Source organism: Kangiella shandongensis (assembly GCF_020005365.1).
GTDB classification, from domain to species: domain Bacteria; phylum Pseudomonadota; class Gammaproteobacteria; order Enterobacterales; family Kangiellaceae; genus Kangiella; species Kangiella shandongensis.
This window is the reverse complement of sequence record NZ_JACNML010000008.1, coordinates 130,704-148,759: the sequence shown is the minus strand read 5'-3', so window position 1 is coordinate 148,759 and position 18,056 is coordinate 130,704. Positions and strand designations below refer to the sequence as shown.

The window sequence follows — 18,056 nt, the reverse complement described above, 5'->3', positions numbered from 1 at the left end:
ACTCGCAGCATCTCGTTTAAACTCCGGACTGAATGACCGACGTTGTCTTCTTCTTACCATTGAACACCTCTTTGTTAAGGGTAATACTACCACTTAAAAGAGTGTTCGGGTTTAGTCTGCCACTACATAGTGAGAAAATTATCAGAGTAGATAATATTGTTTTCATTCCTTCTCATCCTTAATTTTTATAATTTTTTATATTAAATGTTTTTTCTTATCAGAGTTATTTAACTTAACCAGAACAATCCTTCCACTAAATGCTAATAAAAAAGGCTCTTTGTATCAAGAGCCTTTTTAGGCATATAACTACTTGCTATAAAGCAAATATGACTTACCTGGTTATTTGCTCTTCTCAACCCTTAATGTCGCGCCCTCAAACCCAACGACTTTAATTTTTGCGCCTTGCGGTAAGTCCGGTCCAGTAACACGCCAGTAAGTGTCGCCGACTTTGGCTTTGCCCACACCATCTTCAATCGCAGTTGCCAAAGTAAAAGTTTGGCCAATTAATGATTTGCCACGCTGATTTAATGACCCTTCTTCTTCGGGATGTTCACGCTGTCTTTTTTTACTGTAATTTTTCCACATCACGATACTGACGATTGAAAATACGGAGAAGATCAGTAATTGCCATTGTAGGGAAAGGAGCTCCCCCAAGAGTAACAATAAGCTACCAACAACCAATGCCGCGATGCCGAACCACAACAGGATGGCGCCTGGCGCGAACATTTCTAATATCAGTAGCAGTAAACCGAGTACCAGCCAATGCCAGTATTCGAGTCCTGAGAAAAACTCCATAGGTCCTCCTAGCTATTCTTTCCGAACGCTTCTTTTGCGATTTCAGCGACTCCGGCAACCGAACCGATGACTGACGATGCTTCCAGCGGCAGCATCAATACTTTCTGGTTGTCGGACGTTGCGATCTCACCAAGCGCTTCAACATATTTCTGCGCGACAAAATAATTCACCGCCTGCACATTACCTTCGGCGATCGCTTTCGACACCATGGTGGTTGCATTCGCTTCTGCTTCGGCCAGACGCTCACGCGCTTCGGCTTCACGGAAAGACGCTTCTCGCTCACCTTCTGCTTTTAGAATCTGAGACTGTTTTTCACCTTCAGCTTCGAGCACTTCTGAACGCTTACTGCCTTCCGCTTCTAAAATCTGGGCACGCTTTAAACGTTCCGCTTTCATCTGCTGTGCCATGGCATCCACCAGATCGCGCGGTGGCAAAATATCTTTGATCTCGATACGAGTGACTTTAACGCCCCACGGATTCGTCGCTTCATCAACGATGGTTAAAATTCTTGCATTAATTTCATCACGCTTCGACAGCATCCAGTCTAAGTCCATACTACCCAGTACGGTACGGATATTGGTCATCACCAGATTTTGCATGGCACGATGAAGTTGGTTGACTTCATACGTCGCTTTTACCGGATCAACCACCTGATAGAAACATACGGCGTCGATAGTAACAGTCGCGTTATCTTGCGAGATCACTTGCTGGGCAGGGATATCCAATACCTGCTCCATCATATTCACTTTAGCACCAATGCGGTCGATGATGGGAATAATGACATGCAGTCCAGGCGGTAACGTCTTACGATATTTACCAAAACGCTCCACGGTATATTGATTTCCCTGGGACACGGTTTTGATCCCTAAAAAGATCCCGATAACGACCAGGGCAACTAAAGCAATAATAAATTCCATTCGAAAATTCCTCTTTTACACTTGTTATGCGATTATTGTGGCGAAACAATATATGATGTTTTACCAGACAAATTCAACACTTTAATTCTTAACCTTTGCTACTCTACCTGACGGAAGGCCCAGCCTCCTGTACTGCCTTGAGAAAGATGTCATCCCAATAAACGACTCCAACGCCTTTATCATTAATACCAATGGTTGTATTTACTCTGGCACTTCGAATCCCTTCTGGTGCATTTATCTCAGTACTCTTCTCCTGCCAGCCTGTTTGTCCCAGCTCAGCATCAACGTTCTTGTACCCTGCTCTGGAAGGCCCCATACAGTTCACTTCGCTATACCAGCGGAGCCTGAGACGGGTACTTGTCCGAGGCTTTGTAGTCATCACTTTAACCTTACCTCCCAGTTCAAAGAAACGATTTGCACCAACGTTGACACATTGACTGAATCCGCCCGAGCCTAAACCGCCGCTATCCGATTTTATGGTGGTCTGTATTGCCCCGTTAACCCACTTGTTCATATTCGAGCTGGCTCGCCAACCTGCAAGGCCCTTACGAAAACTTGAGTTTTTTATGTAATTCATCCCGATTGGTAAGGTGTGTTTTGACAATGAGGGCTTTGCTGAAAGTGATTGCTTATAGGCTTTTGTTGGAACTAGCGCAATGTTTTCCCATAAAGCCACCTTGTTCTCTGCTGATAGCGGCGACTGCGTAATTTCGATCATTGCCGCTTTCGAGTGTAACGCGGGGATCAACTGATGCCTTTCAAGTTTCTGCCAGCCATGTTTCTTTTTCGGCTCTAAATAATGGCCGAATTCACCGCCGTTTTCGCAGTCCTCGTGTTTCATCCAGTAAACATTGATTCGGTTTGCGCTTGCCCTGGCCGGCATAAAAATCTGCTTAAACCTGGCAGTCAGAGTGAGCTTCGCCGCGTTTCCAATCGGCACACATTGCAATAGAACTATTCGCTGAATGAATCGTGTTTTTTCCGGTATCCATGATTGTATTTTCAGTATACCGGAAGAAACCCAGACTTTATTCTGCTCCCTCGTCTTTGATGTGTCTTTTAGTTTCCAGCCATCCAGACCGGACTCGAAATCGCCATTCACGACTAAATTACGCCGATTGAATGAGGTGTCTGCTCTTGAAACAGAGGGATAACGTTTGGCTAATGCTTCTAAATCAACCTTGCTCTCTTGTTCAGAGTTATCATCGCAAGGTTTATCCTGAAAAACCGTAGCGCCATCCGCCAAGCGGCATTGATAGATCTCGTCAGCGGCTTGAGCCGACTTGATGTAAGACAGGAAAATCAAGTTGATACAAATAATGTAGAATATTGTTTTCATAAAAATCCTTTTATTTTTTGGGCCATTATACAGATACAACGGTTAAAATCAGTGACTTAATGTGGCTCAGATAACAAACAACCGGTGCAGTGGCTGGTCTCACCAGGGCTGGCACGATACAATAGCGCCCAAGTTTGTCATTTTAATCAAATTTCATGAGTAATAGCCCAAAACCTGTGGCCCTGATCATCCTCGATGGTTGGGGATATAGCGAAGATCCAAAAGATAACGCCATCATGGCAGCCAATACACCAAACTGGGATAAGTACTGGGATCAATACAGTCACACTTTGATTTCTGGTTCCGGTACGGACGTTGGCCTGCCCGAAGGTCAAATGGGTAATTCGGAAGTTGGTCACCTTAACCTCGGCGCTGGTCGCGTGGTCTATCAAGACTATACGCGTATCAGTAAAGATATAGAGACGGGCGACTTTTTTAACAGTGAAGCATTCGTTAGTGCCATTGATAAAGCAGTTTCTCAAGGTAAAGCGGTACACTTGATGGGGCTATTATCTCCCGGCGGCGTTCACAGTCATGAAGAGCATATTCATGCTGCGATTAAGCTTTGCCAACAGCGCGGTGCGAAAAAGGTTTATATTCATGCCTTCCTCGATGGTCGCGATATGCCACCACGTAGCGCCGAAGCGAGTCTGGTTAAGCTCGATAAGGTTTGCGAGAAAGTTGGTGTAGGTCGCCTTGCAACCATGGTTGGCCGTTACTATGCCATGGACCGTGATAATCGTTGGGACCGCATCGAGCTGGCTTACAATATGCTGACCCAGTCGAAAGCCGATTATCGTTTTGATAATAGTATCGATGCCCTCAACGCAGCCTACGCTCGTGATGAGAATGACGAATTTATCAAACCAACCATTGTTGGTGAGGACGCTCCTATCGAAGATGGCGACAGCGTTATTTTCATGAATTATCGTGCCGACCGCGCACGTCAACTCAGCAAAGCTTTTGCCAATGACAACTTTGATGGCTTTGAACGCAGTAAACGCCCACAGCTTTCCGATTTTGTCATGCTGACGCAATACGCTTCAGATATTGATGCCAATATTGCTTATCCGCCAATCAGCATGGATAACGTACTCGGTGAGCATTTGATGAAGCTCGGTAAAAAGCAATTACGTATTGCTGAAACCGAAAAGTACGCTCATGTAACCTTTTTCTTTAATGGTGGCGTTGAAACACCTTTTACAGGCGAAGATCGTGAACTGATCCCATCTCCTGATGTGGCTACCTATGATTTACAGCCGGAGATGAATGCCAAACTGGTTACCGATCATCTGGTGAAAGTGATTGAAGAGCAGCAGTACGATGCCATTATCTGTAATTTTGCCAACCCGGATATGGTCGGTCATACCGGCAACTTCGAAGCCACCGTCAAAGCCATTGAAGCGCTGGACGAGTGTATCGGCCGTATCGTAGAAGCGCTGGAAAAAGTGGGTGGAGAAGCGCTGATTACCGCCGATCACGGTAACGCGGAGAAAATGGCCGATGCCGACACCGGTCAGGCGCATACCGCCCATACCAGCGAGCCGGTACCATTATTATATATCGGGCGCAAAGCCGAACCTGTCGTCACAAACGGCGTGCTGTCAGATTTGGCGCCAACGCTATTAACTCTGATGGATCTGCCCATTCCTGAAGAGATGACTGGCCGTCCTATTTTTAAGCTGTAATCCATTGTTATCCCGTATGATGCCACCAAGCCGAACGAGCCGACACCAAGCGCTATTCTTGGTGGCTATCACCCTGCTCTTACTTGTTACGGTTTCTGCAACTGCCGCACAGAATAAAGCTCAGGCGGAAAAGGAACTCAAAATACTGAAGTCGACGATTGCTGATATTCAGGAAACATTGAGAACCAACTTAGCCCGACAAAGTAAGGCACAACAAAATATTCGGCACATCGATAAAAAGCTGGCTGAAGCCAGCGCAAAACTCAGAACGACCAGACAGCAAATTACTCAGGCTAACGACAAGCTGAAACAACTCGAAGTGGAGCAACGCGAAAAAACCAGCTTACGTGAAAAGCAGCGTCAACGCCTGGCATCACAGTTAAGAAGTGCCTACATCGCTGGGCGTCAGGAGTATGTGAAACTATTGCTCAACCAGGAAGATCCGACCAAAGTTTCCAGAATGCTGGAATACTATCGCTACCTCAATCAGGCTCGCATTGACGATATCAAAGAACTGCAACAAACGTTACAACGACTGACTGTTATTGAGCAGGATATTCAAACTACGCTGGTAACGTTGTCCGACTTAAAGGAAGCGCAGGAAACACAGCAGCAGAAACAGTCCACATTAAAAAAAGAACAGCAGATTGCCCTGAATAAACTAAAACGCAGCTACAGTAATCAAAACTCCCGTTTAGAAAAACTGCGCAAAGATGAGCAAGAGTTAGCCAAAGTCATTAAATCCATTGAAAAAGCATTACGACAGTTTGCGCCAAAACAGTCATTAACGGGCCTCGGAAAATTTAAGAAAAAATTACAATGGCCGGCAAGCGGCTCTATCATCCATCGTTACGGTAGTAACAAACTTGGTAAACGCTTGAAGTGGAATGGTATTTTAATTGGGGCCCAAGAAGGTGATTCAGTTCATGCCATCCACCACGGGCAAGTTGTTTTCGCAGACTGGTTGCGCGGATATGGCTTAGTAGTTATTGTAGATCACGGTAAAGGTTACTTGTCATTATATGGACAAAACCAAAGCTTGCTCAAGTCACCAGGTGATTGGGTTGAAGCTGGTGAACCTGTTGCCACCTCCGGGGGGAGTGGTGGCAGCGGTCAACCGGGACTATACTTCGAGATCCGCTACAAAGGCCGGCCACAGAACCCGGTTGCCTGGATCCGTTAATCCAGCCCAATACCAATACTAGAGAAGATGGGATAAGAGAAGGACGTAAACCAATGATAAAACCATTAGCTTTAATGACATTACTGCTGAGCCTGGTCGTACACGGCACTGCGTCCGCTGATCATCCCGTCAAAGAGCAGCCATTAGATGAGCAGGCTATCCAGGAAAAAGAGTCAGGAACCTCGGATACTGTCGAAACATTACCCTTGGATGAGCTGGCGGCATTGGCAGATGCTTATGCACAAATCAAAAAGTCTTACGTCAAAGAGTTAACCGACAAAGAAATTCTCGATGCTGCCATTCGCGGCATGTTGAGTAACCTTGATCCTTATTCAACCTACCTAACGGCCGAACAATTTGCTGCGCTACAGGAAAGCGCAACAGGCGATTACGCGGGTATCGGCATTGAAGCCAATCATATCGACGATGGTATTGAAGTCATCAGCGTCTTTAAGGACTCCCCTGCTGAGCACTCTGGGTTAAAGCCAGGTGACTTAATCACGCATATCAACGATATCCCTACGGCAGGATTGCCAGCCGAAGAAGGCTCGGAACTGATGCGCGGTAGCCCCGGCAGCAAGGTCAGACTAACTTACATTAACAAGGATGATGAAGAGAAAAAGGTCCTGATTACGCGACAAATTATTCACACCACCAGCGTGAACTATCAGTTACTCGAAGATAACATCGGTTTTGCACGCATTACCGAATTTCAATTAAGAACAGCGAATGATCTCAGCCAGGCCATCAGCAATATGGAATATTTAAATAAAAAACCATTATCCGGCTTAATTCTGGACCTGAGAACCAACCCGGGTGGCCTGCTCGATGGTGCCACCGAAGTGAGCGATCTCTTTTTGAACGATGGCGTTATCGTTAAAACTAAGGGGCGTCGGGAAGAGAATAACGAAGTCCATAACGCCACCTCCGGGGATATTCTGCGAGGCAAACCACTAGCCGTCTTAATCAACAACCGCTCAGCCTCAGCCTCAGAAATTGTCGCAGGAGCGTTACAGGATCATAAGCGCGCCACCATCATTGGTAGCCAGTCCTTCGGCAAGGCAATGGTACAAACCATCCTTCCCATTCACGGCGGTAATGCAATAAAACTAACGACTTCCCTCTACTACACACCGAACGACCGTTCTATTCAGGACTCAGGTATTACGCCAGATATTGAAGTCGCCTTTGAGTCCTTAAGCGATAAAGATAACGCAAAAATACAAAGTGATACAAAAAAGTCTGACGAGCCAAAAAGCACGGAAAATCAAGATTATCACGACGATAATCAAGTAATGACCGCGATTAATCATATCAAAAATGAGCTAAAATAGACCCCAGCAACTCGATCCGCCCCAGTTCTTATATTAGACTGACTCAGTTAACTCTTCGAAGAGCATAATAAACTGGGGTAGATAATGAATTCTTGGAGAACACTTTGCGCAATTGCGGCTCTGCTGCTCATAGCTGGCTGCGATATACCGAATGCTGAAATTAAAGGGACGGTAACCTACGAAAAGGTTCCCCACAGCGACCTGTCTCACGGACTCGAATACACAAAATCTTTTGATGCACCAGTTCGCGGCGTTCCGGTCGAACTGCTCGAAGATGGTCAGGTCATCGATACCGACATTACGGACGAACTCGGACAGTACAAATTCCTGAAAAAAATGGACACTTTTGTCCAGATCCGCGTTCGGGCTGAATCAGTGAATGGTACTGACGATGGTGATGAGCATGAGTGGCAGGTTAAGGTCGTCGATAACACCAATGATAAGGCGTTATACACGATGATGACCGATGTCTTCAAAGTCAACAGAGAGTCTTTGAATAAAGATCTTCACGCCAGCTCCGGCTGGGTTGAAGGTAAAGGCTATGCCAATACGCGTAGCGCTGCACCGTTCCACATTCTGGATAAAGTGTACGATATCATCGTGAAGTTGAAAGCTGTGGATAATGTCAAGCTCCCGGCTCTAACGGTTAACTGGAGTCCAAATAATATATCTTCACAGGTCGAGGACTTTGCAACCGGTAAAATTATTACCTCCCATTATCAGAATAACGAGATTTATCTGCTCGGTGCCGAGAATGTCGATACCGACGAATACGATCAGCACGTCATTATTCACGAATGGGGTCACTTCTTTGAAGATAATCTAGCACGCTCCGACAGTATCGGTGGCGCCCACGCTGGCGGCGACTATCTCGATATGCGGGTCGCTTTTGGCGAAGGCTTCGGTAATGCCTGGTCGGCAATGATCACCGACAAGCCCATTTACCAGGACTCTTTCGATGTTGATCAGGCAGCAGGCTTCTCCATTGCCATCGAAAACAATAACGTTGTCAATCCCGGCTGGTTCAGTGAAGGTTCAGTGCAATCTGTGTTATATGATATCTATGATGAAGCAACAGATGGGCAAGACTTTATTCAGCTAGGCTTAAAGCCGATTTTAGCAGTGCTGCAAGGTCAGCAGAAGGAAACGCCCGCTTTCACCAGCATTTTTTCCTTCATGACTTACCTGAAAGAGCAGCACCCGGAGTATAGCAATGACTTCAGCAAACTACTGGAAGCGCAAAGCATCACGTCAGATGTTGATATCTGGGGAAGTAATGCCACAAATGATGGCACTGTTGCTGAAGCGTTGCCACTTTATCTAGACATGCAGCCTGGCGATATGCAACGCGTTTGTACCAGTACGTCACAGGGAGCCGACTGGAATAAGTTGGCTAACCATCGATTTTTAAAGCTAAACGCACCCTCTGCTGGCAGTTATACGTTGACTTTAACGCCTTCACGTAATAACGATATCGATGGGTATATACTAAACAAAGGCGAAGAAATTGCCAAAGACGAAGCACCAGGTATTGAACCAGTGATTCTGACAGTAGATTTACCGCAAGGCATCAGTATTGCAGACACCATCGCCTACGATGAAGCGGGTACCAGCGTAATGGCAACTTGTTTTGATGCTGAATTCACTATGAATTAGTGCAGCAAATTCCTTCAAGGAGATTATATGAGTACTACAAAGTTAATATTGCTGACAGCTTTCAGCGTACTATTATACGCCTGCGGCGGTGGTAGCGATAATGATTCATCAACCTCGACTCCACCAGCATCGGGGAGTGGAGATCCTGCTACTATCTCAGGCAAATTAACTTACGATAATGTGCCTCATAACAACAGCACTAATGGTCTGAACTATAACGGCACCACACAAGCTCCCATACGTGGAGCCACGGTTCAGCTGCTAAGTGGTAGCAACGTTATTGACTCTACAAACAGTGACGCCTCCGGTAATTATTCGCTGGAAGGGGAAACCGGAGCAAGCTACCGTGTCCGTGTCAGAGCGGAACTTAAGAAAACGGGAACGCCAGCCTGGGACGTTGAAGTGGTCGACAATACCAATGGCGGAGCCTTATATGTGCTCGATTCCGATAGTTTCGATACCGGTTCTTCAACCAGTATTACCCGTGACTTAAATGCCGCTTCTGGCTGGGGCGGTAGCTCTTACACAGGCACTCGCGCGGCAGCACCTTTTCATATTCTCGATCGCACCTACGAAATTATCGACAAGCTACAAACCGTTGACGCCGATATACAGCTATCGCCGCTTGAAATTAACTGGAGCCCAAACAATATCCCTGAGTCTGGAGACACATCAACCGGGCGCATCACCACCTCTTTTTACCAGGGTGGGAAAATATTTCTTCTGGGTGCAGAAGATACCGATACCGATGAATATGATGGCCACGTCATCATCCACGAATGGGGACACTACTTCGAAGATAATAATGCCCGCTCAGATAGTATCGGCGGCTCTCATGGCGGCGGCGATCGTCTTGATATGCGCGTTGCTTTTGGTGAAGGTTTCGGTAATGCCTGGTCGGGCATTATCACAGACGACCCTTTCTACCGCGACTCGTTTGGTAGTGACCAGGCCAGTGGCTTCTCTATTAATGTTGAAAATGACTCTGTATCGAATCCAGGCTGGTTCAGCGAAGGTTCCGTTCAGTCTATCCTGTACGACATTTATGATGGCGCTAATGATGACTTGGCGAGTCTTGGCCTGAATGCCATTTATGACGTATTGACCGGTGAGCAGAAAAACACGGAAGCCTTTACCAGCATTTTTAGCTTTATGACTTACCTTAAAAACAATCATTCAGGAGACTCGGCAGCGCTGGATGAATTGCTGATGGGACAAAATATCCAAACCAATGTTGATATCTGGGGCTCCAGCGAAACCGACGATGAAGGCGAGCCCAGCGTGCAGCCAGTCTATCAGACGTTTAACCCCGGCGATATGCGAGAGCTGTGTACCATCACGACATTTGGTGATGATGGCAATAAACTCGGCAATAGAAAGTTTTTACGTCTGAATGTATCAGCCACTGGAAGTTACACTCTGCGGTTGAGCCCTCAAGGCTCTCAGGACATTGATGCCTATATTTTTAACCGAGGACAACTCGTCGCCTTTGATAATGCAGGAGGTACCGCTGACGTCGTCATCACCACTAATCTTGACTCTGGCACTTACGTTGCCGACGTTCCAGTATTAGCGTCAACGGAAAACACAGCTGTTGCCGCATGTTTTGATGCCGAGTTTACACAGAATTAATTGATTGTAGAGGAAGAAACCATGAAATATGCATTCACAATATTATTAGCGACGACATTCGCTTTTTTCAGCAGCCAGACCATTGCCAAAAGTGCAATCGAACAAGAGTACAAAAGCCCTGGCAAACCTTCGGCAAAAGTCGAGATGGATTACAGCGTTTCTAAAGAGCGCGTGGCGGTGGGTGAAACTGTGGATATCAACATTACATTTAAAGGAGAAACGGTCCCCTCACAAGCTAAGCTAAAGACAAGCAAACAATTGGTACTGCACGGCAATAGTCAGCTATCAATGCAAAAAGCGAGCTCAGGCAGCAGCCACCGCTTTAGTGTCACGCCAATGACAGAAGGTATCCACTTAATTACCGTGGTCGCAGAAGATGCACAACAGTCGCATAAAAAACCATTCGCCATTCGTATTATTGCAGGCGATAAACCCGTTGAGTCATATCTTAAAAAGAACGGTACTTTGACTACGGACGAAAGAGGTGAAAAGATTATCTCAATGCCCGCAGAAGAACGTTAATACGGTTGACTAAGCCGCTGTTATTCAGCGGCTTTTTGTTTGTCCAAAAACTGCTTAAGCAAATAGATTGCAGCAATACTTCGTGCCTCACTAAACTCTTCTATTTCTAACAAAGCATCAAGATCAGATATTTTCCAAGGCACAACCTCAATAGGTTCCGGTTCATCACCTTCCAGCTTACTGGGGTAAAGCGACTCAGCAACCACAATATCCATTTGGTGACTTAAATAACCTGGCGCCAGAGTGATCCGACGAAGATCTGTTAACTTATCAGCTGCATACCCCACCTCTTCTTGCAGCTCCCGGTTAGCGGCCTCAATGGCAGTTTCACCCGGATCAATCAATCCTTTGGGAAAAGCCAGCTCATAGCGCTCCATACCGGCAGCATATTCCTTGATTAACAGTAGAGTTTCGTCATCCAGCACGGGAATAATCATTACCGCACCGTGCTTACCTGCTTTTAAACGCTCATAGATACGATAAACCCCATTCGAGAATTCTAATTCTAATTCTTCTACAGCAAAGATTCGGGTTTGAGCAATAATTTTGTGCTTTTTAATTTTTGGCAATTGTGAGGACATAATTTTATTGTAGTAGCTCGGTTAGTTGGTTCACACTGTTAAAGCTAGAGTTTTTTTTCGCCGGCTTAGACATATCAGGCTGCTCTACTCTTACCACAAATTTAACACCGGATTGTTGCGCCCGTATTAAAACGGCTTCAGTGTCATCAACAAATAAGCACCGCTTCAGAGAAACCTTTAATGCTTGTTCCAGCTGTTGCCAGAACAACGAAGACTCCTTAGGTTGCTTAAATTGATGGGACGAATACAGCTCGTCAAAATACTGGTCGAGAGCCGTTTGCTCTAGCTTGACCCGTAGTGTTTCCGGGTGAGCATTGGTCACCAGAACAATTCGTTTTTGTAACGATGCCACACTCTCCAGAAATTCTTTTGTACCAGGACGTAATGCAATCTGGTGTGCCATTTCTGACTTATGCTGGATAATGTCGATACCTAATTTTTCTGACCAGAAATCGGTGCAGTACCAGTTTAAGGTGCCGCTAAACTCATCATAGCATTGACCTAGAAACTGACGCGAGGCGTCCAGACTAATCCCTTTCTTTTCAGCATAAATTTCAGGTACAGCCGTCTGCCAAAAATGATTATCAAAAGATAAGTCAAGCAAAGTGCCATCCATATCCAGCAGGATAGCATCAATACTACTCCAGTCTTGCTCAGTTAAGGTAGTCGCCCTTGCCATTCGAGATATACCCGCTCGCCTTCGGTTCTTCCCCAACGGGACACCCAGGTTTTAAGGTGCTGGGGTAAATCAGTTGTTGTATGTAATTTTACATTAAATCGCTTGTCCAGCGAGACTTCAATAGTTCCTTTTAGATCAAGTACGCCCTGATTCTCAATAATCTCAATTCGAGCCGTATTTTCACGCTCATTGACCTTGGATAACTGAAAGTGCAGAGTTCCTATCGTTAATTCATTATTGGTGTATTGTATTACCGCATCTCGCCACTGCCCCTCGGCCTCCAGCGACAGCAAGGATTGTTCCGACATTTCAAACTGCTTAATGAACCCTTCCACAGCACCGGATACCCCTTCCACGGGCAAGTTCATCAAAGAGGTGACATAGGCCGTATCAACTCGATACTGGCCGTTCTCAATCCTGTAGCGTCCCTCTTCGAGTTCTACGTCGGAGGAAAACTGTATGTTTGGATCGGTAACTGTAATCGACGAGCTTAGCGTTCCCACCAGCAGACTGAGCAGATGCGTATCCAATTGAATATTTTGTAGCGACAGCTGCCGGAAATTCAGTCGCCCCACCTGAGTAGACCATAGCGAACCCTCGACGTTGATCAGCTGTAATCCCGGTACTCGGTCAGTGACCATTCCTGTTATGGTTTTCGCTGGAGCGATATAAACGAATATCAGTAGAAAAAGAATAAGGGCCAGGGCAGCCCCTATAATAATTTTTTTCATAAATTTTATACTTGTGAAACTATGATGATTTTATAAATTTAATTGAAGCATCCACCATTCCAATAGTGCCAGTATCCGATACGCGCAACGTGTCGATGACCAATCCCTGTTGCTGTTCTAACTGCGCCGCCCAACGCAATAATTGGTCAAACTCGACATCGTCCAAACGAACCTGTATCTCTTCATTGCGCTTACGCTCTTCAATTCTTGAAAACTTCAAATTATAACGCTTACTGCTAGTGGTAATCAGTTGGTTTAACGAGCGAGAAGTTGTTACCTGGCTGCTACCGGAACGCGCCTGAAGTGCCTGAACCTTAGAAGCGATAATGGGTAGGTCTTCCTTTGCGGTTGCTACCGATTGATTTAAGTCGCTAAGATAAGTGCGTAGCGGCATTACAACGGCGATGAACAAGATTAAAATGATCATCATAATACCCAGTACCGTAACCATACTGCGTTCACGTTGATTTAAACCACTATACCAAGCTTTTATACTACTCATTGGTTTAACTCCACAGAAATTCTTGCGGTCCAGACACCGCCATTTTCAGAAGCATTCCGCATGTCAACTTTTAAGCCCGAGCTTTCAAGATTGCGTTGCGACTGCGTCAAGACCTCATAGCTTTCGGCAGTCACATCCATGCTTAATTGTCCCCGACTGGCGATATACTCTAATTGAGCAAATTTAATGTCCCGTGTATTAATCGCTTTTATAGACTGATCCATCAGGCCAGCAAAACTACTGCTACTGCCTTCATCTCCACCCACATTTCGATAGCTGTTATTAATTTGAATTCGAGCAGTTGTTAAAGGCAGGCTGGGGTATATTTTTTGTGTTTCAAATAACGTCTTTTCTTCGAGGCTTGTCAGTTGATGGTTGAGGTAAACGATGTTGCTGATCACATAGATAATCCCTAGCAGCAATAACACTGACACTGCAATAGCCGGTAACTTCCATACGCCATAATTACGCTGCGTTTTCTTTTGTGAAGCAAACTCTTGCTGTAAAAGGTTAACGCCATCGTTGCTAAAGTTTTGCGCCAGGCATAAGAAAACCTGCTCAATCGGCTCTTGCTGCGTGGCTAAACCGGGCACGCCGTCTAAGTCGAGTTGCTGATGTTGTTTAGAATAGATACGGATAGCCTGCGACACGGTTAACTCATCACTTTGCAGTTCGAGCTGTAGCAAATCTTTAACCAGTTGTTTATCTGCGGACCAGAACACGTTTGGTTCCTGACGCACCAGAACCTGCTCATCCAGCACAGCAGTCCAGGAGTCTTTAAAATACGGTAAACAGGCAGCTTCAGATACCACGACATCCGGCTCTACCTCCGCCTCTTTTAACAAGTCCAGTAGCTGCCGTAAATATTCTTTATCCACCACATTAACAGCAATACGCCCCTGCTCATCAAACGAACCTAAAGCAAAGTGCTGACTGTCCACATTATCAATGATTTGTTCTTCTAACTGATATGGGATGGCTTTTTCCAGGTGCTTTCGGTTCTTTGTTGGAGGTTCAACGTTGAAGCACTTGATGCGATGAGCAGGTAACATTAATATGATCTGCTCCTCCGCAACCACTTCCCCCAAAGTTTCAGCATCCTCGACCAAAAACTGTCCCTGCTCAGAAAAACCTGCCGACTCTTGACCTTCCTCAGCAGACAAACGCCCCCATTGTAACGACTTCTCGTCACTGCTGACTCTTATAAATAACCGTTGCTTCATTATTTATTCTCCAATATGCCGCGCAACCACATGGAATTCACTCTCTTGTTTTAACATCAGTGATCGCACCACAGCTTTACCTGTATTAACTCTCGCTTCGGCTGTTAACAGCATATAGCGACTATCGTATACCAGACGGCCTTGCCCCTGTTCTGATACTTTACCACTCCCCAATGCTTCGAAGAAACTAGCCTCATCGTAACCTTCTTCCGGTAAACTCTCTAGTGCTTGCCTAACTTGCGATAAATCGACATCGTCTAATAGCATCCATACCAACTCAGCCTGCTCTGGTTTTACCGTGTTAACATTTATCGTGCCGTCTGTCGTCGGTAAGACACAAATTAAATCCTTGATCGCATCATATATTTCCGGAGTAAAGCCTTTAACCACCAGTAACTCACTGGTATGCGCCATTAAGGTATCGGCAGTGCGATAAGGTACTTTTAGGCCGGTATAAGTATAGTCTTCTGCACCATCAATCCCCGTCGGCTCCTGATCCTCATCAATCCAGTCTTTTGTCGCCACCGCCAATGCCTGTGGCGATACCGAGTTATCTTCCAGATGTGGCTCAATCAGTTTTGCAAACAGGTCGACTCCCGGCATGCCACTACCTTCCGAGCCATCGTTAGCCTTTTTGTTATTACCCGATGGCTGTCGGTTATTGCCTCCTATCTGACGTCCTTCATCACCTCCCGCGGATAGCTGCTCCATAATAACGCTATTCACATTAAAACAGCTGTGCATGTCCTTGATCGAACCTTGTAACTGCCCCAGCCCCTGCTCAATCTCAAAGGCCAGCCCCGTTTGTGACCAGGGCTGTAGGCGATGCACTCTTTCTGCTTTGCTTTCTTCAAAATAGCTCGAAAGCTGGCTGGTAGCAAATACTTCCGCGCCATACATATACTGGTAAGCACGCGAGCCGTTGATGATGTTGGCCGTGCGCTGAACCTGCATCTGCTGACTATTCAAAATCTGTATCGCCATAATACTCAACACGGAAAAAATCACTAATATTGTGATCAGGGCAACGCCTCGATTTCGTTGGAAGCTTGTCATAATACTTAACGTCTACCGCCCCCTCTATCATCACGCCTTCTTCCATTATTACGGGTTCCTCCAGACGTCGGATCTTCTCTCTCGGGCTCACCCTCAGCAGCCATGTCATAACGTGGCATCGGAAACACTCGGTGTAGCTCACCATAGTCTTTAAGCACTGTGGTAACTTTTATTGCTTCCGGTAATGCCAGCCGCTCACCACCATCAACCAGCCAATCTTTTTTCCAGGTCTCGTCAATTAAAAACTCCATTTCAAAATCGTCTACCTGCGTTAATATGTCTCTAGTCAATTCCTGCCCATCACGCGCACTATCGACATAAAGCCAATGATGGCGCACAAGCCGATCATCCAGAAATTCATACTTAACGTGTTGTAAACTACTTCGTTTGAGTTTCGCCGGGTTGCGCCAGGCGCCCCGAGTAAATTCGATATAACTATTAGCCGCTTCAGATTCCGCTTTGAGCAATGGAGCCCTGTCGCCAAATACGTTACGGCGTTCACGTGGCACCATATAGCGAATATCTTCTTCTAACTGTCGAAATGCCAGCTGCACTTCCCGCAGTCGTTCGATCTGTTTATCCGCTGACTCGGACGTAATCTGCACAAAATTAAAAACCTGCAAGGCTCCGGCTACCACCATACTGAATATCGCCAACGCAATCAGTATTTCAGTTAAGGTGAAACCTTTCTGTCGTTTCAACAGCGTTTTCATCGTCTCGCCGGACTCCGCTTATCAGTTTTTTTGCCAACAAAGCCGGTCATAGTATAGACGCCCTCTTCACCGTATAACACGGAGACAGTTACCCGGCGCATATCTTCTACTTCAGTACCAACGACATTTTGTTCCCATTCCCAAGTGCGGCCAGCATATTCAGTTTCTCCCTGCTTCTTACCAATCGATGGCCAGTCGTCATCCAGCTGTAATTCAGCAAAATGATTCTGCGCTACAAAATTAGCCAGCGTTTTATCTTTTGAATTACCCAATGCAATCACGCTGGATGAAAAAAGTCCGGATAACATTGGTAGAATAAAGATCGAGAACACGGCCAGAGCAATCAGTAGCTCCAGTAAGCTTAAACCACGCTGTCGACGGTTTAACTTATTCATCGTCCTCATCTTCTAAGTCTTTGTCCCAGTCATGACTGTAATGCCCCTGAAGGGCGCCGGACAATTCAATATTGCCAACGTAATCGCCGGTAATGCGGTAGAAAACAGGCTCGTCCCGCTCGATCCCCATAGTTACCACGAACTCATTGGTCTCGCCGCTGGAGAGCATATAAATTTGAGGCGTCTCCGGAGTTTTCTTTTTTTCCTCCTGCTCTGACCCACCTCGACCTCGTGAAGCGTCATCTTCATCCGGTTCTTCATTTTCGAGGAGGGATTCCTGCCCCTCTACATTGATATAAGTGTATACCGGCTCTTCTAACTGAACCGCTTTAAGTAAACGGTGGTCTTCCAACGGTTGCCACTTGCCGCCATTGTAGACCATAAATGAATAGCTATCGGGCTCGATCCTGATCCCCAGCTCAATCCCCCGAATAATCGACTCTTCCTGAGCTATCTGCAGCAGCCCATACAACTGACGCGATTTTGTTTTTAACTTAGAAAGTTCGTTATCACCGAATGCAATGGTTGCTACAGAAATCATCAGCGCAGCAATGGTCATCGCTATCAGCACTTCAAGCAGAGTGAAGCCCGCCTGTCGTGCTGATGTGGGGGAGTTTAAATTACTGGTTCTCTGTATTGAAATTGGCTTCATGTAAATTCCAAGTTCCAATATCCATGTTCTCACCTTCGCCACCTTCTCGCCCATCATTACCCAATGTGTATAAATCAAAATCACCATGGCGACCAGGGTAAATATAAATATAATTACGTTTCCAAGGATCTTTAGGCACCGCCGACGAACCAAGATAACCGCTGCTTGGATAATTCTGTGGTACCGGTTCACTGGTTGGGCGACGAATTAAAGCTTCCAACCCTTGCTCAGTAGTCGGGTAAGTACCATTATCAACCTTATAACTCGTTAACGCTGTTTTAAGGGTATTGATATCACCTTTCAGTTTCTCCAAATTGGCTTTGTTAACGTTACCGATCAAGCTCAAAGTTACAACCGTGCCCATAATCGCAACAATCGCTAATGCAATCAGAATTTCCGTTAAAGTGAAACCTTTTACGCGCTTATGCATCTTGTATTTCTTAAAATGTTTCATACAC

Annotated in this window: 19 protein-coding genes; 6 read left to right on the top strand and 13 right to left on the bottom strand. The window is 45.8% G+C overall.

What is annotated here, in order from left to right; translation table 11 throughout:
* Window positions 1-339 precede the first annotated feature (339 nt).
* The 3 genes from H7708_RS10345 to H7708_RS10335 form a co-directional block, all read right to left on the bottom strand.
* On the bottom strand, window positions 340-795 hold the full coding sequence (locus H7708_RS10345; RefSeq protein WP_223670705.1) for an NfeD family protein: 456 nt from the start codon (window positions 793-795) through the stop codon (window positions 340-342).
* An 8-nt stretch (window positions 796-803) separates the two neighbouring features.
* Complete coding sequence (locus H7708_RS10340; protein ID WP_223670704.1) at window positions 804-1,712, bottom strand: SPFH domain-containing protein; 909 nt, start codon at window positions 1,710-1,712, stop codon at window positions 804-806.
* A gap of 103 nt (window positions 1,713-1,815) precedes the next feature.
* Window positions 1,816-3,051, bottom strand: coding sequence for a DUF4124 domain-containing protein (locus H7708_RS10335; protein ID WP_223670703.1), 1,236 nt, complete (start codon window positions 3,049-3,051; stop codon window positions 1,816-1,818).
* 155 nt (window positions 3,052-3,206) lie between these two features.
* Here H7708_RS10335 and gpmI point away from each other — a divergent pair, with 155 nt between their 5' ends.
* The 6 genes from gpmI (at window position 3,207) to H7708_RS10305 (ending at window position 11,066) form a co-directional block, all read left to right on the top strand.
* Window positions 3,207-4,739: a 2,3-bisphosphoglycerate-independent phosphoglycerate mutase gene (gpmI, locus tag H7708_RS10330; protein ID WP_223670702.1), complete on the top strand. Its 1,533-nt coding sequence runs from the start codon at window positions 3,207-3,209 to the stop codon at window positions 4,737-4,739.
* 16 nt (window positions 4,740-4,755) lie between these two features.
* Window positions 4,756-5,922, top strand: coding sequence for a murein hydrolase activator EnvC family protein (locus H7708_RS10325; RefSeq protein WP_223670701.1), 1,167 nt, complete (start codon window positions 4,756-4,758; stop codon window positions 5,920-5,922).
* 53 nt (window positions 5,923-5,975) lie between these two features.
* Entirely contained in the window at window positions 5,976-7,256 is a 1,281-nt protein-coding gene (locus H7708_RS10320) for a S41 family peptidase (RefSeq protein ID WP_223670700.1), read from the top strand.
* Between the two features lie 84 nt (window positions 7,257-7,340).
* The gene (locus H7708_RS10315; RefSeq protein WP_223670699.1) at window positions 7,341-8,912 is read left to right on the top strand and encodes a hypothetical protein; all 1,572 of its coding nucleotides are present in this window, start codon (window positions 7,341-7,343) and stop codon (window positions 8,910-8,912) included.
* A gap of 27 nt (window positions 8,913-8,939) precedes the next feature.
* The gene (locus H7708_RS10310; RefSeq protein ID WP_223670698.1) at window positions 8,940-10,544 is read left to right on the top strand and encodes a carboxypeptidase-like regulatory domain-containing protein; all 1,605 of its coding nucleotides are present in this window, start codon (window positions 8,940-8,942) and stop codon (window positions 10,542-10,544) included.
* A 21-nt stretch (window positions 10,545-10,565) separates the two neighbouring features.
* Window positions 10,566-11,066 carry a hypothetical protein gene (locus H7708_RS10305; RefSeq protein WP_223670697.1) on the top strand — a complete coding sequence of 167 codons (501 nt, stop codon included), beginning with the start codon at window positions 10,566-10,568 and terminating at the stop codon, window positions 11,064-11,066.
* 20 nt (window positions 11,067-11,086) lie between these two features.
* Here H7708_RS10305 and nudE read toward each other — a convergent pair whose 3' ends face one another.
* From nudE to gspG, 10 genes are read right to left on the bottom strand one after another with little or no spacing between them, the layout of a single operon-like run.
* The gene (gene nudE / locus H7708_RS10300) at window positions 11,087-11,647 is read right to left on the bottom strand and encodes an ADP compounds hydrolase NudE (protein ID WP_223670696.1); all 561 of its coding nucleotides are present in this window, start codon (window positions 11,645-11,647) and stop codon (window positions 11,087-11,089) included.
* A gap of 4 nt (window positions 11,648-11,651) precedes the next feature.
* Window positions 11,652-12,326, bottom strand: coding sequence for a GMP/IMP nucleotidase (gene yrfG / locus H7708_RS10295; protein WP_223670695.1), 675 nt, complete (start codon window positions 12,324-12,326; stop codon window positions 11,652-11,654).
* A complete protein-coding gene (gene gspN / locus H7708_RS10290) occupies window positions 12,305-13,057 on the bottom strand; it encodes a type II secretion system protein N (RefSeq protein WP_223670694.1) in 753 nt (250 codons plus the stop codon). Before gspN ends, yrfG begins: the two co-directional genes overlap by 22 nt.
* A gap of 19 nt (window positions 13,058-13,076) precedes the next feature.
* The gene (gene gspM, locus H7708_RS10285; protein ID WP_223670693.1) at window positions 13,077-13,559 is read right to left on the bottom strand and encodes a type II secretion system protein GspM; all 483 of its coding nucleotides are present in this window, start codon (window positions 13,557-13,559) and stop codon (window positions 13,077-13,079) included.
* Window positions 13,556-14,782 carry a type II secretion system protein GspL gene (gene gspL, locus H7708_RS10280; protein ID WP_223670692.1) on the bottom strand — a complete coding sequence of 409 codons (1,227 nt, stop codon included), beginning with the start codon at window positions 14,780-14,782 and terminating at the stop codon, window positions 13,556-13,558. Before gspL ends, gspM begins: the two co-directional genes overlap by 4 nt.
* A 3-nt stretch (window positions 14,783-14,785) precedes the next feature.
* Entirely contained in the window at window positions 14,786-15,838 is a 1,053-nt protein-coding gene (gene gspK / locus H7708_RS10275) for a type II secretion system minor pseudopilin GspK (RefSeq protein ID WP_223670691.1), read from the bottom strand.
* A 5-nt stretch (window positions 15,839-15,843) separates the two neighbouring features.
* Window positions 15,844-16,551 carry a type II secretion system minor pseudopilin GspJ gene (gspJ, locus tag H7708_RS10270; protein ID WP_223670690.1) on the bottom strand — a complete coding sequence of 236 codons (708 nt, stop codon included), beginning with the start codon at window positions 16,549-16,551 and terminating at the stop codon, window positions 15,844-15,846.
* The gene (gspI, locus tag H7708_RS10265; protein ID WP_223670689.1) at window positions 16,548-16,946 is read right to left on the bottom strand and encodes a type II secretion system minor pseudopilin GspI; all 399 of its coding nucleotides are present in this window, start codon (window positions 16,944-16,946) and stop codon (window positions 16,548-16,550) included. The genes gspJ and gspI overlap by 4 nt, the downstream gene beginning before the upstream one ends.
* Window positions 16,939-17,598: a type II secretion system minor pseudopilin GspH gene (gspH, locus tag H7708_RS10260; RefSeq protein WP_223670688.1), complete on the bottom strand. Its 660-nt coding sequence runs from the start codon at window positions 17,596-17,598 to the stop codon at window positions 16,939-16,941. The genes gspI and gspH overlap by 8 nt, the downstream gene beginning before the upstream one ends.
* Complete coding sequence (gspG, locus tag H7708_RS10255; protein WP_223670687.1) at window positions 17,567-18,052, bottom strand: type II secretion system major pseudopilin GspG; 486 nt, start codon at window positions 18,050-18,052, stop codon at window positions 17,567-17,569. The genes gspH and gspG overlap by 32 nt, the downstream gene beginning before the upstream one ends.
* Between the last annotated feature and the right edge of the window lie 4 nt (window positions 18,053-18,056).